Consider the following 14743-nt stretch of genomic DNA (forward strand, 5'->3'; position numbering starts at 1 on the left):
AAAAGCTGGGGCTAGAGAAGCCCCAGCTCCTCCAGTTCGGCGCGCAGTCCGGCGGCGCCGGAGAAACGGTGCGCCGTCATGCCGATGGTGCGGGCAGCCTCGACGTTGGCGGGGCTGTCGTCGATGAAGACGCAGTCCGCGGCCCGCAGGCCGTAGCGATCCAGCAGGAGCTGGAAGATCGCCGGGTCCGGCTTCACCAGCCGCTCGTCGCCGGACACGACGATCCCGTCGAAGACGTTCAGGAAATCGAAGCGCCTGCGGGTCAGCGCCAGCTTCTCCGACGAGAAGTTGGTGATGGAGTAGAGCGGCGTCCCGCGCTGCTTCAGCTCCATCAGGATCTCCGGAGTCCCGGCCATCGGGCCGGGCACCATCTCCTCCCACCGCTCGTGATAGGCGCGGATCAGCTCGCGGCAGTCGGGAAACTCGGCGGTCAGGAGGGCGACCGCCTCGTCCCACGGGCGGCCGCGATCCTGTTCCAGGTTCCAGGCGGGGGTGCAGACATTGTCGAGGAAGTCCTCCATCAGGTCCTCGTACCCGTCGAACAGCTCGCGGTAGAGATGCCGCGGGTCCCATTCGATGAGCACCTGACCGATGTCGAAGACGACGGTGGTCGGCTTGGTCATCGTCAATTCCCGTCCCGGCCTCAGCCCTTGCGGGCCGCGGCGACAAGGTCCTTCATCTGGTCCAGCTTGATGGCGCCGGGGACCAGCTCGTCGCCGATGATGAAGGCCGGGGTGCCGCGTATGCCCAGCTCCTCGGCCAGCGCCTGGTTGGCAGCGATGACCTTCAGCACCTCGGGGCTGTTCATGTCCTTCTTCAGCCTGTCGGTGTCCAGCCCGACCGACTTGGCCAGCCGCTGGATCACGTCGTCGTCGAGCTGGCCGCGGTGGGCCATCAGCGCGTTGTGGAATTCCAGATACTTGCCCTGCCCGCGCGACGCCAGGGCCGCCTTGGCCGCGGTCAGCGAGGCCGGGCTGAGGATCGGGAACTCCTTGAAGACGAAGCGCAGCTTGCCGTCGTCCTTGATCAGGCGCTCGGTGTCGGCCTGCACGGCCTTGCAATAGCCGCACTGGTAGTCGAAGAACTCGACCACCGTCACGTCGCCCTTGGGGTTGCCGGCGACCGGATCGGCGGGGTTCTGGAACAGCGCCGCCTTGTTCTCGGCCAGCGCCGTCTTGGCCTTCTGCTCCTCGGCCATCTTCTGGCGCTTCTGGAGCGAATCCACGGCCTCCAGGATGATCTCGGGGTTCTTCAGGATGTAATCGCGCACGACCTCCTCGACGGCCTTGCGCTGCGCGTCGTCCATCGGGCTCTGGGCCTGGAGGGCGGGGGCCAGCAGACCCGTCGGAAGGGCCAGCGCGGCGGCGAGCGCCAGGGCGGCGGGGCGGAAGCGGGTCATGTCGAACTCTCTCGTGGGGAGCCAATACGGCGCGAATCGGGGCGATACTGTGGACCGGGACGGCGGGGTCAGGCAAGACGGCTGTGCGCCGCCCAAAGGGAGGAGCCTCACTTGCCGCCCGCCTGGCCGCGGATGTCCTGGGCGCGCAGCCAGCCGGGGGAGCCGGCGGGCAGCAGCTTCTCCGCCCGCTCCGCCTGGAAGCGGGCCATCGGCTTGTCGCCGCGGGCGAAGGCCTCCTCGGCGGTGGCGTAGGCGACCATGCCGGCGTTGCCCTTCATGCTCCAGGCCTGGGCCATCAGCCGCCACAGGAAGGCGGACTGCGCCTGCGTCTTGGAGGCCACCTGAAGGTTGCGCAGCGCCTCGTCGGCCAGCCGGCTGTCGTTCTGCTCCATCAGCGAATGGGCCAGCGAGACGCGGATGCTGCCGGCGTCCGGCTCCAGCTCGATCGCCTTGCGGTAGGGGGCGGCGGCGTCCACCGCCCGCCCGTTCTGAAGCATCAGGTCGCCCTTCATCTCGTAGAGGAAGGCGTTCTTCGGCTCCTGGGCGATCAGACCGTCGACCAACGGCAGGGCCTGCCGGACCTCGCCGCGCCGGAAATAGGCGTAGGCCCGGCCGTAGCGCGCGACGAAGGACGGATCGTCCGCCTTGTAGCGGCGCAGCGCCCCGTTGGGGTCCAGATAGGCGTAGAGCTTGGCCTGGATGCGGTGGAACTCCTCGTTCCACTGCGCCGGAACCGGCTTCTTGCCGGCGCGCGACCGCTCCACGAAATTGCGCACCGTCTCGATGCGCTCGCGGGTCAGCGGGTGGGTGCGGCGGTAGCCGGCGTCGCGGTCCACCAGCAGCGGATCGTCGGCGGCGCCCAGCTTCTCCAGGAAGGTGACCAGACCCTCCGCCGAGATGCCGGACTGCTCCATGTAGGACAGGCCGGCCTGGTCGGCCGAGGATTCCTGGCTGCGCGAGAAGGACAGGAAGTTACGCTCCGCCAGATGCTGACCCAGCATGACGCCCGCCGCACCGGCCCCGGCGTTGCCCGCGGCGATGCCGCCGACGATGCCGATGCCCATGCCGATCAGCGAGGAGAGGAAGGCGTTCTCCATCGCCTCCGACCCGCGGACCAGATGGCCGCCGGCGATGTGGCCGGTTTCGTGGGCGATCACGCCGATGAGCTGCCCGGCGTCCTCCAGCCCCAGCAGCAGGCCGGTGTGCAGGAAGATGTTCTGCCCGCCGGCGACGAAGGCGTTCATGGTGTTGTCGTTGACCAGGACGATGTTCACCGCGTCCGGATCGATGCCGGCGGCCTGGAAGATTGGCCGCGCCATGTCGCGGATGATATGTTCCGTCTCGGCGTCGCTCAGGAATTGCATCTCCTGGCGCCGCTGCGCGCCCGCGGGCGGCGACCACGACAGAACCATCACGGCAACCATGGCGATGACCGAAACCAGCCTGCTGGGCTTGCGCACCGTTTCTTCCTCCGCACACCGGGGCACCGGGCAGCCGGTCAAGATGCCGGTCCGGGCGCCCCATTCCACCCGCCGAATCTGGCAAGGGTTGGGCGCGATTGCCATAGCCGCATCGCTGGTGGGCGGCTGCGTCAACACGAAATACCGCACCGGGGCCCCCGCCCAGAACTACATCGCGGCGGACGAGCCGCGCGCGGCGGAGATCGGGCGCGACATCATCGCCCAGGGCGGCAAGGCCGGCGACGCCGCCGCCGCCATGGCGATGGCGATGACGGTCACCCTGCCGTCGCGCGTCGGGATGACCGGCGGCGGGGTCTGCGTGGTGTTCGACGCCGCGAAGAAGGAAACCCGCACGCTCGACTTCCTGCCCCGCCCGGCAAACTCCACCGCCGGCGCCGGCGGGGCCGCCCTGCCCGGCTTCCTGCGCGGCGTCTACGCGCTCCAGGCCTCCACCGGGGCGATGCGCTGGGAGCAGGCGGTGGTCCCGGCCGAACAGCTCGCCCGCTCCACCCCGGTCAGCCGGGCGCTGGCCCGCGACCTCGCCGACTCCGCGTCCCGCCTGTCCGCGGATCCGGAGGCGCGCCGCGTCTTCCTGCCCACCGGCGCGCCGCTGGCCGAAGGCGCGCCGCTGAGCCAGCCGGAGCTGGCTGCCAGCCTGTCGCAGGTGCGGCGCAGCGGCATCGCCGCCATGTATGGCGGGCCGCTGGGTGGCGCGGTGGCACAGGCCGCCGCCATCGACCCCGCCGCGGTCCGCGGGTTCCAGCCGCGCTGGACCGGCACCGCGGCGATTCCGCTTGGCATCGTCTCCATGCATTTCGCCCAGCTTCCCGAGACCGGCAACGGCGCGGCCCTGACCGCCGCCTGGAACGACGCCGCCGACCTGCCGTCCGACCAGCGCGCCGCCCGCGTGGCCCAGGCGCTGGGCGCCACGGGCAGCGGCGCTTCCGCTCCCGGCGCCGGCCTCGTCGTGATCGACCATGAGGAGAACGGGGTCGCCTGCTCCTTCACCATGGGCGCGCCCTTCGGCAGCGGCCGCATGGTGCCGGGCACCGGCCTGCTGGCCGCCCGCGCGGTGGACGGCGCCGGCTTCGGCGCGCCCGCCCTGCTGACCAACGCCATCGTCGGGCGCACCCAGTTCGCCGGGGCGGCCAGCGCCGCCGGCAACGACGGCCCCGCCGCCGCGCCCGCCGCCCTGCTGACCGCCGCCCTGCCCGCCGCGCTCGACAAAGAGCCGGGAGCCGCCATCCGCGTCAGCCGCGCCGCGAACGGCCCGGGCCGCGCCACCTTCGTCACCTGCCAGACCTCCATGGAGAGCGGCTGGAAGGAATGCCAGATCGCCGCCGACCCGCGCGCCCACGCCCTGGGCATGCTGGTCGAAACCGAGCGTTGATGTTCAAAAGTCTGGAATCATGAGCAAAGCACCCAAAGTCTCCAAACGGGGCGCCATCCCGCCCTTCTTCGTCATGGAAGTGATGCGCGCCGCCGCCGAGCGCGAAGCCGCCGGCCTGGAAGTCCTGCACATGGAGGTTGGGCAGCCCTCGACCGGCGCGCCGAAGGGCGTGCTGGAGGCCGCCCACCGCATGCTCGACGCCGACGTGCTGGGCTACACCGGGGCGCTGGGCATCCCGGCGCTGCGCGCGGCCATCGCCGGCTGGTACCGCGACCGCTACGGGATCGACGTGCCGGAGCGGCGCGTGGTGGTCACCACCGGCTCCTCGGGCGCCTTCCAGCTCGGCTTCCTGGCGGCCTTCGATCCGGGCGACCGGGTGGCCATGGCCTCGCCCAGCTACCCGGCCTACCGCCACACGCTGACCGCCATCGGGGTCGAGCCGGTGGAGCTGCCGACCGGGCCGGAGCACCGCTTCCAGCCGACCATCGAGCTTCTGGAACAGCTTGACCCGCCCATCCAGGGGTTGATCGTCGCCAGCCCGGCCAACCCGACCGGCACGATGCTGAGCCGCGAGGAGCTGACCGCGCTCGCCGCCTGGTGCGACGCCAAGGGCGTGCGCCTTGTCTCCGACGAGATCTACCACGGCCTGACCTACGGGCCGGAGGCCGTCACCGCCGCCGAGGTCAGCGAGAGCGCGCTGGTGGTGAACAGCTTCTCCAAGTACTTCTCGATGACCGGCTGGCGACTCGGCTGGATGATCGTTCCGGACGACCTGATCCGCTCGGTCGAATGCCTCGCTCAGAACCTGTTCATCTCGGCCCCCAGCCTGTCGCAGGCCGCCGCGGTCGCCGCCTTCAGCTGCACCGAGGAGCTGGACGGCCATGTCGCCCGCTACGCCCACAACCGCGAGCTTCTGCTGAGGGAGCTGCCGAAGGCCGGGTTCGACAAGCTGGCTCCGGCGGACGGCGCCTTCTACATCTACGCCGACGTGACGGAGATGACCGACGACAGCGAAGCCTTCTGCAAGCGCATCCTGGCCGAGACGGGCATCGCCTGCACCCCCGGCGTCGACTTCGATCCGGCCCGCGGCCACCGCTTCGTGCGCTTCAGCTTCGCGGGCTCGGAGGCGACCATCGCCGAGGCGGCGCGGCGGCTGATCGCCTGGAAGAGGTAGGATAGCCCTTCGGCTCTCGCGCCGACCGCCACCCCGACCCTCCCCCGCTGCGCAAGGGAGGGCGCCTTCTGCGATGCGGCGTCCGTCCCCTCCCCTGCGAAAGCGGGGGAGGGTTAGGTGGGGGGCTCTACGCGACCACTTTGTTAAGCAGCCACCAGGGCGGAACTCAGTAGGCGTATTCCTTGAACACCGGATCGACGCTGCCGCCCCAGGCACCGTTGAACTTCGCCAGAAGCTCGTCGGCGGGCGTCTGGCCGGACTCGGCGATGTCGAGGAGGGTGTTCAGGAAATGCGCCTCGTCGTCGCCCCAGTTGTCGTTGCGGGCGCGGCGGGCCAGACCGCCGCGGGCGATCTCCAGCACCTCAAGCGCGACCTCCCGCACCGTGCGGCCGCGGAAGGAGGTGCGCAGTGCGTGGCGCGGCACCTCGGCGCGCAGGTGGGCGCGTTCCTCCGTCGTCCAGCCCTTCACGAGGTCCCAGGCGGCGTCGAGCGCCTGGGTGTCGTAGAGCAGCCCGACCCACAGGGCCGGCAGGGCGCACAGGCGGCGCCACGGGCCGCCGTCGGCGCCGCGCATCTCCAGATACTTCTTCAGACGCACCTCGGGGAAGGAGGTGGTCATGTGGTCGGCCCAGTCGGTGATCAGCGGGACCTCGCCCGGCAACGCCGGCAGGCGGCCCTGCATGAAGTCGCGGAAGGACTGGCCGGAAGCGTCGATGTAGGTGCCGTCGCGGTAGACGAAGTACATCGGCACGTCGAGCAGATAGTCCACGTACCGCTCGAACCCGAAGCCGTCCTCGAACACGAAGGGCAGGTCGCCGGTGCGGTCGGGATCGGTGTCGGTCCAGATGTGGCTGCGGAAGCTCTGGAAGCCGTTCGGCTTGCCCTCGGTGAAGGGCGAGTTGGCGAACAGCGCCGTGGCGATGGGCTGAAGCGCCAGGCTGACCCGGAACTTCTTCACCATGTCGGCTTCCGACGCGAAGTCCAGGTTCACCTGCACGGTGCAGGTGCGCGTCATCATGTCGACGCCGAGGTTGCCGCGCTTGGGCATGTAGTCGCCCATGATCTTGTAGCGGCCCTTGGGCATCCAGGGGATCTCGTCGCGCCGCCATTTCGGCTGGAAGCCCAGGCCCATCATGGCGATGCCCAGCTCGCCCCCGATCTCCTTCACCTGATCGAGGTGGCGGTGCACCTCGGCGCAGGTCTGGTGCAGGGTCTCCAGCGGGGCGCCGGACAGCTCCACCTGCCCGCCCGGCTCCAGCGTGATGTTCGCCATGCCCTGGGTCAGGGCGATCAGGTTGCCCTTCTCCTCCACCGGCTCCCAGCCGAAGCGCTGCAGGCGGGTCAGCAGTTCGCCGATCCCGTCCGGCCCCTCGTAGGGCAGCGGCCGGTGGTCGGAGACGCGGTAGGCGAATTTCTCGTGTTCGGTCCCGATGCGCCACTGGTCGGCCGGCTTGTTGCCGGATTCCAGATAGGCCGCCAGTTGGCGGCGGTCGGTGATCGGTTCACCACGCGTCTGCGGAGGTGCGGACATGGAAGCTCCCGCTTTCAAAAAGTCTAAACTGGCCAACGAGTCAAACGGCCCGCCTCGGAACAGCGGCGCGTCGAGCGGCCCTTACTCCCCGACGGTGGGGTCGGCCGGCGCGCGGAAGGGCGGTCGGGTGTCGCCGCCGTCCGCCGTCCAGTCCCCCGCAAGGGCCTGCCAGCAGGCGAGCGCTGCGACCACCGCCGTGTCGGCCCGGAGAATGCGGGGCCCCAGACCGACGGGAACAACAAAGGGGAGTTTGCAAATTTCGTCAAGTTCGGACTGCGCAAAGCCGCCCTCCGGTCCGATCAGGAAGGCGGCGGGGCCGCGCGGACGGTCGCGGACGGCCTCCGCGATGGGGCGTACGTTCCCGGCTTCGGCGCACAGGTACAGCGTACGTTCCACCGGCCAGCCGGCCAGCGCCTTGTCCAGCGGCAGCGGGTCGGCCATCTCCGGCACGGTCAGCCGCTCCGACTGCTCGGCGGCCTCGATGGCGTTGGCGCGCAGCCGGTCGGTGTTGACTCGGTTGGGGTCGGTGCGGCGGGTGAAGACCGGCCACAGGCGCGACACGCCCAGCTCGCTGGCCTTCTCCGCGACGAAGTCGATGCGCCCGCGCTTGATCGGGGCGAACAGCAGCCAGAGGTCCGGCCCGGCCGCCTGGAGACGCCGCTGCGCCGTCACGGTGAGCGAGCACCAGCCCTTGCCGAAGCCGTCGATGGCGGCCAACCATTCGCCGTCCCGCCCGTTGAAGACGGCCACGACGTCGCCCTTGTCGAGCCGCAGGACATGGCGCAGGAAATGCGCCCGCTCGGGGTCGAGCCCCACCGCCTGCCCCTCGCCGAGGGGGCTGTCCACATAGAGGCGGGTCTTCGGTTGGTTTGCCATGGCGCGAGGTCTCCGGTGTGCGGCGCCGACTATAGCGATAACGCTCGGGGGCGGAAACGGCCCAGCCTTGCGGGGACCCACCCCCGCCGCTACCTTGCCCCCGGCTTCCTCCACTTCCTTTCCCCGAGTCCGCCATGACCAGCCCCGCCTCCCCCGCCCCCGGCGACTTCACCGACATCCGGCGCGGCGACTGGATCGACCGCTTCGCCCCGGCGGCGGTCCGTCCCTATCTGCGGCTGGCGCGTCTGGACCGGCCCATCGGCACTTGGCTGCTGCTGTTCCCCGGCTGGTGGAGCATCGCGCTGGCCGGCTCCGGGCCGCTGCCCGACCTCTGGCTGATGGCTTTGTTCGCGGTCGGCGCCGTGGTGATGCGCGGGGCCGGCTGCACGGTGAACGACATCCTCGACCGCGACTTCGACGCGATGGTCGAGCGCACGCGGACGCGCCCGATCCCCTCCGGGCAGGTGTCGGTCAAACAGGCGCTGGCCTTCCTCGTCCTCCAGCTTCTGGTCGGGCTGGCGGTGCTGGTGCAGTTCAATCCGCTGACCATCGGGCTGGGGGTTCTGTCGCTGGTCCTGGTCTTCACCTACCCGCTGATGAAGCGCATCACCTGGTGGCCGCAGGCCTTCCTGGGGCTGACCTTCAACTGGGGCGCCCTGATGGGCTGGACCGCGGTGCGCGGCGAGCTGGAATGGCCGGCGCTGGCGCTGTACGCCGCGGGCATCGTCTGGACGCTGGGCTACGACACCATCTACGCCCACCAGGACAAGGAGGATGACGCGCGAATCGGCGTGAAGTCCACCGCCCTGCGGCTGGGCGACCAGAGCAAGATCTGGATCTACGGCTTCTACACGCTGACCTTCGTGGGGATCGGCATCGCCGGGCGTCTGGCCGGATTGGGTGGGCTGTTCCTGCCGCTGCTCTCGCTGGCCGCGCTGCAGCTGTCCTGGCAGGTCGCGACCTGGAACCCCGACGATCAGACGGACTGCCTGAAGACGTTCAAGTCGAACCGCTGGTTCGGCTGGCTGGTGCTGGTGGCCTTCCTGGCCGGGAAGATCTGAGGCGGCCGAGGGGCTTGGAGGGGACTTGCAGGGGGCTTAGCGCGTCAGCTCGGCGACGGTGCTGTCGCCGGAGCCCGGCTTGCGCGCCGGCAGGACCGCGCGGACGCCCTCGGTGGAGGCCACCATCTCGACGCCGTTCCGGGAGGCCGGCAGGGTCGGCTTGCGCGCCGGCAGCACGGCGACCGTCATCACCGGCTGCGCCGTCTTCGCGGCCGTTCCCTTCCCGGAGAGGGTGAGCGAGGCGGTCAGCACCTGCGGCTTGCGCCCCGGAACGGCGACGGCGTGGCCCTTCACGGAGGCTTCCATCAGGCGCGGCCCGGCGGCCGGCTTGGGCGTGGAGCGGCCCTGCGGGGCGACGGCGAAGGTGCTGCCGATGCCGGCGCCGCGGGAATCGGCCTGACGGACATCCGCCTCCTCGCCCTCCGGCAGGATGAAGCCGTAGGTGGTGTAGACGCGCAGGCCGAGCTGGTCCGACGGCTCGTGCCAGACGCGGACGGCCGACCAGTCGTTGCGCGGCGAGACGTCGACCACGCGCATGTTGCGGCGCAGGCCGCGGCCGTCGAGCCAGGAGTGGTCCACCTCGATGGTGCGGCGGTCGATGATGTGGCTGACCAGGGAGACGTGGCCGCGGCCCAGCCGCTGCGACCGCTTGAAGACGAGGACGGAGCCGAGCGCCGGGCGCTGGTCGCGCTCATATTGGCTGGCGGCGGTGTTCCACCACGTCCAGGCGTCGCCCCGGATCTCGAAATCCGATATGGAACGCAGCGTGCGGACGCAATCCCCGTCCTGGGCCTGGGCTTGGGATATGGTGAACGGGCAGAGAGTGATGAACGCCGCGAACGATGCGCAGAGTGCAATCCCTTTCGACCTCATATCAGCCCCATGCCCTTTGTTTTTCTCCTTTCGAACGGGTAACACGGGACAGCAGGTGTGTCTACTCCGTTTGAATTATGTAACCAAAACCGGTTGTGGATAGATCATCCACGCCCGCGCAGCCCCCGCCGGGAGTCCAGTTATGAGCAACTTTACTCAAATCGACTTCATCCGCGCCAACACGGTCGTAACTCGGACTCCTTTGCTGCCTGAGATTGCCTTGCATCTGGCGACGGAAATCACGCCGCTGTGGGAAGCCACCGAGGATTCTTTGAAGGAGTCCAATGTACCGCCGCCCTATTGGGCCTTTGCTTGGCCGGGCGGTCAGGCGGTGGCGCGGCTCGTCCTCGACCGGCCGGAGCTGGTGGCGGGCAAGTCGGTGCTGGATTTCGCCGCCGGCACCGGGCTGGTCGGCATCGCCGCGATGATGGCCGGGGCGGCGCGCGTGCAGTCCTGCGACATCGACCGCTTCGCCCTGGCCGCCATCGCCCTGAACGCCGAATCCAACGGGGTCGACGTGAAGGCGGTCAGCGCCGATCTGGTGGACCGTCCCCTGCCCGGCATCGACGTCGTTCTGGCGGGCGACGTCTGCTACGAGAAGCCGATGGCCGACCGGGTGACCGCCTGGCTGCGCGCAATCGCCGCAACCGGCACGCTGGTCCTGCTGGGCGATCCGGGCCGCGCCTATGTCCCGCTCAGCGGAATCGAGCGGGTCGCGCAGTACAGCGTCCCGACCTCCCTGGAGCTGGAGGACCGCGAGATGCGCGAAACGACGATCTGGCGCCTGCTGCCGGAGGCCTGAGCCATGACCGTCGCGACGACCGCCCCGCGCAAGGGCGCGACCCGGATGGCCGACATCCCGCCGGAGGTGCTGGCCGACCTGAACGCGGGCCGGCGCGAGACCGCCACTCTGGCCGAATCGCTCGCCATCGACTTCGCCGCGCTGCTGGCCGCCGCCGTTCCGGAGGCCGCGGGCGCCGTGTCTTTCGACCCGAAGGAGGGCGTCACCCGGCGCATGGCGGCGGCGGGACGCGCGGTGGTCGAGCGCCTCGGTCCGGGTGCCGTGGAGCGGCTGGCCGCCCACCCCTCGGACACGGTGCGCGGCTGGGCCTGCTACGCGTTGGCGGCGGCCCCCGGCCTGACTCTGGCGGAACGGCTGGAGCGCGTCCGCCCGCTGGCCGACGATCCGCATTTCGGCGTGCGCGAATGGGCGTGGCTGGCGCTGCGCCCCCACATCGCCGCCGCCATCGACGAGGCGCTGATGCTCCTCACGCCCTGGACCGCCGAGCCGTCGGAGCGGCTGCGCCGCTTCGCCAGCGAGGCCACCCGCCCCCGCGGCGTCTGGTGCGGCCACATCGGCGCGCTGAAGACCGACCCGGCCCGCGGCTTGCCGGTGCTCGACCCGCTGCGGGCGGACGGCGCGCGCTACGTCCAGGATTCGGTCGCCAACTGGCTGAACGACGCGGCGAAGAGCCGGCCCGGCTGGGTGCAGGCCCTCTGCGCCCGCTGGGAGGTTGACAGCCCCGACCCGGACGCCACCCGCCGCATCGTCCGCCGCGCCCTGCGCAGCGTGCCCTGCGCAGTGTGAAGGAACCCGCGTGAGGCGGCACCTCACCCCTTGACGCGGCGCCCTCCAGGCCGATGCTAAGCGCCCTCTCCTGACCCGACCCCATCGCACCCGAACGGACCTTCGACCATGCCCTACACCTCGTTGCGCGACTTCATCGACCGGCTGGAGAAGGCCGGACGGCTGGTGGTGGTCCGGGAGCCGGTGTCCACGGCGCTGGAGATGACCGAGATCCAGACCCGCCTGCTTGCCGAAGGCGGCCCGGCGGTGCTGTTCGAGAACGTCATCAAGGCCGACGGCACGCGCTCGGAGATGCCGGTGCTGGTCAACCTGTTCGGCACGGTGGAGCGCGTCGCCTGGGGCATGGACCGCGAGCCGCACGAGCTGCGCGGCGTCGGCGAGACGCTGGCCTTCCTCAAGCAGCCGGAGCCGCCGGGCGGCTTCCGCGAGGCGATGGAACTGATCCCGCTGGCCAAGACCGTGCTGTCGATGAAGCCGAAGACGGTCGGTTCCGCCCCCTGCCAGGAGGTGGTTCTGACCGGCGACCAGATCGACCTCGGCCGCCTGCCGGTGCAGAGCTGCTGGCCGGGCGAGCCGGCGCCGCTGATCACCTGGCCGCTGGTCGTCACCAAGGGACCGACCGGCAAGCGCGAGGACGACTTCAACCTCGGCATCTACCGGATGCAGGTGCTGGGGAAGAACAAGACGATCATGCGCTGGCTGAAGCACCGCGGCGGCGCGCAGCACCATCACCGCTGGGCCTCCAGCGGCAAGCGCGAGCCGCTGCCCTGCGCGGTGGTCCTCGGCGCCGATCCCGGCACCATCCTGGCCGCCGTCACGCCGGTGCCGGACACGCTGTCGGAATACCAGTTCGCCGGGCTGCTGCGGGGCAAGAAGGTCGAGCTGGTGGACTGCAAGACCGTGCCGCTGAAGGTGCCCGCCCAGGCCGAGATCATCCTGGAAGGCCATGTCAGCCTGGACGAATACGCCGACGAGGGCCCCTACGGCGACCACACCGGCTATTACAACTCGGTCGAGCCCTTCCCGGTCTTCACCGTCACGGCGATGACCATGCGGCGCAACCCGATCTATCTGTCCACCTTCACCGGCCGCCCGCCTGACGAGCCGTCGGTGCTGGGCGAGGCGCTGAACGAGGTCTTCATCCCCCTGCTGATCCAGCAGTTCCCGGAGATCGTCGATTTCTGGCTGCCGCCGGAAGGCTGCTCCTACCGGATCGCCGTGGTCAGCATGAAGAAGGCCTATCCCGGCCACGCCAAGCGCGTGATGATGGGCGTCTGGTCCTTCCTGCGCCAGTTCATGTACACGAAATGGGTGATCGTCGTGGACGACGACATCGACGCGCGGAACTGGAAGGACGTGATGTGGGCGATGAGCACCCGCATGGACCCGGCCCGCGACATCACGGTGATCGAGGGCACCCCCATCGACTATCTGGACTTCGCCAGCCCCGAGTCGGGACTGGGCGGCAAGGTCGGGCTGGACGCCACCAACAAGTGGCCGCCGGAGACCAAGCGCGAGTGGGGCCAGAAGATCCGCATGGACCAGGGCGTGGTCGACGAGGTGTCGCGCAAATGGGCGTCCTACGGACTTCCGGGCAGCGGGACCCCGATCTGGAAGTGAGGCGTTAAGGGACGTCCCGCCTCTGCCAAGGAGTCCGTCATGCCCAACGACATCGCCCATCCAATCGCCACCGTCCCCCTGCACTTCCGCGACGGCGGCGAGACCGCCGGAGACCTCTCGGTGGCGGAGCGGTCGGGAGACACCCTGTTCGTGGCGTCGGACGAGGGGGCGCGGGTCGTCCGCATGATGGCCGGGGAGGGCGGCACCCTCTACCGGCAGGACGCCGTCTTTCCCCTGGCGGACTTCTTCACCCTGCCGGTGACGGAACCGGGCGAGGACGAGGCGGACATCGAGGGCATGGCCATCGCCGGCGGCTGGCTGTGGGTCACCGGCTCGCACGCGCTGGCCCGCAAGAAGCCGGAGCGCGAGGAGAACGGCACCGAGACGGCGCTGGAACGGCTGACCGAGGTGCGCTGCGATCCCAACCGCTTCCTGCTCGGCCGCATCCCGCTGGTTACCGAGGCGGACGGGCGCCTGACCCCGGTCCGCCGCGACGGGGCGCGGGCGGCCGCCTGCCTGAAGTTCCGCAAGGGCGGCAACGCGCTGACCAGGGCGCTGGCGGAGGACGAGCATCTGGCCCGCTTCGTCGCGGTGCCCGCCAAGGAGAACGGCTTCGACGTGGAGGGCATGGCCGCCCACGGCGACCGGGTGTGGCTGGGGCTGCGCGGCCCGGTGCTGCGCGGCTGGGCCTGCATCCTGGAACTGGCGGTGGAGGATCACCCGGACGTCGCTGAGCGCCTGCGGTTGCGCCCGATCGGGCCGAACGGCGAGAAGTACCGCAAGCATTTCGTCGATCTCGACGGGCTCGGCATCCGCGAACTGACCTTCGACGGGGAGGATCTGGTGATCCTGGCCGGGCCGACCATGGACCTCGACGGTCCGGTCACGCTGTGGCGCTGGACCGACGCCCTGTCGGTCACCCACGAGACCGTCATCCCGCGCGACCGGCTGGTTCCTCTGCTGAACCTCCCCTACGGCAAGGGCGACGACCACGCGGAGGGCATCGCCTGCGTCCGCCGCGACGGCGCTCCGCCCGCCGTCCTCGTGGTCTATGACAGCCCGTCCAAGGCCCGCCGCCACGGCGCCGGCACCACCGCCGACCTGTTCGCCCTGCCCTCCCGCTACGATCCGGCCAACGCCTTCCGGGCCTGAGGATTCGTTCTCGCCAAAGCAACAATCAGTGCATGAAATAGCGGATTATCCCGCTGATGGACGTCGCTATTCTTGGCCTCAGACGACAACAGCCCCGAGGCGGGGCACCACGCTGAGACAAGGAGACCACGCCATGAACGCCAACACCGCCGCCGTCGACACCCGCACCGCCCCTTACGCCGCCTTCCTGCTGCGCGTCAGCCTGGGCCTTCTCTTCATCGCCCACGGCCTGATCCTGAAGGTCTTCACCTTCGGCATCGCCGGCACGGTCGGCTATTTCGAGAGCCTCGGCTACCCCGGCCTCTTCGCCTATCTGGTCATCCTCGGCGAGATCGGCGGCGGCCTGCTGCTGGTGGCCGGCGTCTTCACCCGGTGGATTTCGCTGGCCCTGCTGCCGATCCTGATCGGCGCGACGCTCCAGCACACCGGCAACGGCTGGGTCTTCTCGGCCCAGGGCGGCGGCTGGGAATTCCCGGTGCTCTGGACGGTGCTGCTCGGCGTGCAGGCCCTGCTCGGCGACGGCGCCTTCGCCCTGAAGCTGCCGACCGCCGGCCGCGACGCCCTGCAGAGCCGGCTGGCCTGACGCCGGGACCGAGCATCGGGAAGCGGCGCGCGGACG

At 70.2% G+C, this 14743-nt stretch carries 14 protein-coding genes; 8 read left to right on the plus strand and 6 right to left on the minus strand.

Annotated elements, in window-relative coordinates:
* Positions 1-11: 11 nt before the first annotated feature.
* From ABVN73_RS09130 to ABVN73_RS09140, 3 genes are all read right to left on the minus strand, one after another.
* Positions 12-623 carry an HAD family phosphatase gene (locus ABVN73_RS09130; RefSeq protein ID WP_353857712.1) on the minus strand — a complete coding sequence of 204 codons (612 nt, stop codon included), beginning with the start codon at positions 621-623 and terminating at the stop codon, positions 12-14.
* Positions 624-643: 20 nt separating this feature from the next.
* On the minus strand, positions 644-1399 hold the full coding sequence (locus tag ABVN73_RS09135; RefSeq protein ID WP_353857713.1) for a DsbA family protein: 756 nt from the start codon (positions 1397-1399) through the stop codon (positions 644-646).
* Between the two features lie 107 nt (positions 1400-1506).
* On the minus strand, positions 1507-2859 hold the full coding sequence (locus tag ABVN73_RS09140) for a M48 family metalloprotease (RefSeq protein WP_353857714.1): 1353 nt from the start codon (positions 2857-2859) through the stop codon (positions 1507-1509).
* Here ABVN73_RS09140 and ABVN73_RS09145 point away from each other — a divergent pair.
* A complete protein-coding gene (locus tag ABVN73_RS09145; protein WP_353857715.1) occupies positions 2828-4249 on the plus strand; it encodes a gamma-glutamyltransferase in 1422 nt (473 codons plus the stop codon). The two genes, ABVN73_RS09140 and ABVN73_RS09145, sit on opposite strands and share 32 nt — an antisense overlap.
* A gap of 19 nt (positions 4250-4268) precedes the next feature.
* Positions 4269-5423, plus strand: a complete 1155-nt coding sequence (locus tag ABVN73_RS09150; RefSeq protein WP_353857716.1) for a pyridoxal phosphate-dependent aminotransferase — start codon at positions 4269-4271, stop codon at positions 5421-5423.
* Positions 5424-5589: 166 nt separating this feature from the next.
* Here ABVN73_RS09150 and ABVN73_RS09155 read toward each other — a convergent pair whose 3' ends face one another.
* Together ABVN73_RS09155 and ABVN73_RS09160 are read right to left on the minus strand one after the other, a co-directional pair.
* Entirely contained in the window at positions 5590-6954 is a 1365-nt protein-coding gene (locus ABVN73_RS09155) for a glutamate--cysteine ligase (RefSeq protein WP_353857717.1), read from the minus strand.
* Positions 6955-7035: 81 nt separating this feature from the next.
* Positions 7036-7830: a 16S rRNA (uracil(1498)-N(3))-methyltransferase gene (locus ABVN73_RS09160; protein ID WP_353857718.1), complete on the minus strand. Its 795-nt coding sequence runs from the start codon at positions 7828-7830 to the stop codon at positions 7036-7038.
* 134 nt (positions 7831-7964) lie between these two features.
* Here ABVN73_RS09160 and ubiA point away from each other — a divergent pair, with 134 nt between their 5' ends.
* Positions 7965-8891, plus strand: a complete 927-nt coding sequence (gene ubiA / locus ABVN73_RS09165; RefSeq protein ID WP_353857719.1) for a 4-hydroxybenzoate octaprenyltransferase — start codon at positions 7965-7967, stop codon at positions 8889-8891.
* A gap of 36 nt (positions 8892-8927) precedes the next feature.
* Here ubiA and ABVN73_RS09170 read toward each other — a convergent pair whose 3' ends face one another.
* Positions 8928-9764: a CHAP domain-containing protein gene (locus ABVN73_RS09170; RefSeq protein ID WP_353857720.1), complete on the minus strand. Its 837-nt coding sequence runs from the start codon at positions 9762-9764 to the stop codon at positions 8928-8930.
* Positions 9765-9906: 142 nt separating this feature from the next.
* On the opposite strand from ABVN73_RS09170, the gene ABVN73_RS09175 reads away from it, so the two are divergent.
* From ABVN73_RS09175 to ABVN73_RS09195, 5 genes are all read left to right on the plus strand, one after another.
* Entirely contained in the window at positions 9907-10566 is a 660-nt protein-coding gene (locus tag ABVN73_RS09175) for a 50S ribosomal protein L11 methyltransferase (RefSeq protein WP_353857721.1), read from the plus strand.
* Positions 10567-10569: 3 nt separating this feature from the next.
* Entirely contained in the window at positions 10570-11352 is a 783-nt protein-coding gene (locus ABVN73_RS09180; protein ID WP_353857722.1) for a DNA alkylation repair protein, read from the plus strand.
* Between the two features lie 108 nt (positions 11353-11460).
* Entirely contained in the window at positions 11461-12972 is a 1512-nt protein-coding gene (locus tag ABVN73_RS09185) for a UbiD family decarboxylase (protein WP_353857723.1), read from the plus strand.
* A gap of 39 nt (positions 12973-13011) precedes the next feature.
* The gene (locus ABVN73_RS09190) at positions 13012-14124 is read left to right on the plus strand and encodes a DUF3616 domain-containing protein (protein ID WP_353857724.1); all 1113 of its coding nucleotides are present in this window, start codon (positions 13012-13014) and stop codon (positions 14122-14124) included.
* A gap of 133 nt (positions 14125-14257) precedes the next feature.
* Positions 14258-14707 carry a DoxX family protein gene (locus ABVN73_RS09195; protein WP_353857725.1) on the plus strand — a complete coding sequence of 150 codons (450 nt, stop codon included), beginning with the start codon at positions 14258-14260 and terminating at the stop codon, positions 14705-14707.
* Positions 14708-14743: the final 36 nt, after the last annotated feature.

Source organism: Azospirillum formosense (assembly GCF_040500525.1).
Taxonomy (GTDB): domain Bacteria; phylum Pseudomonadota; class Alphaproteobacteria; order Azospirillales; family Azospirillaceae; genus Azospirillum; species Azospirillum formosense_A.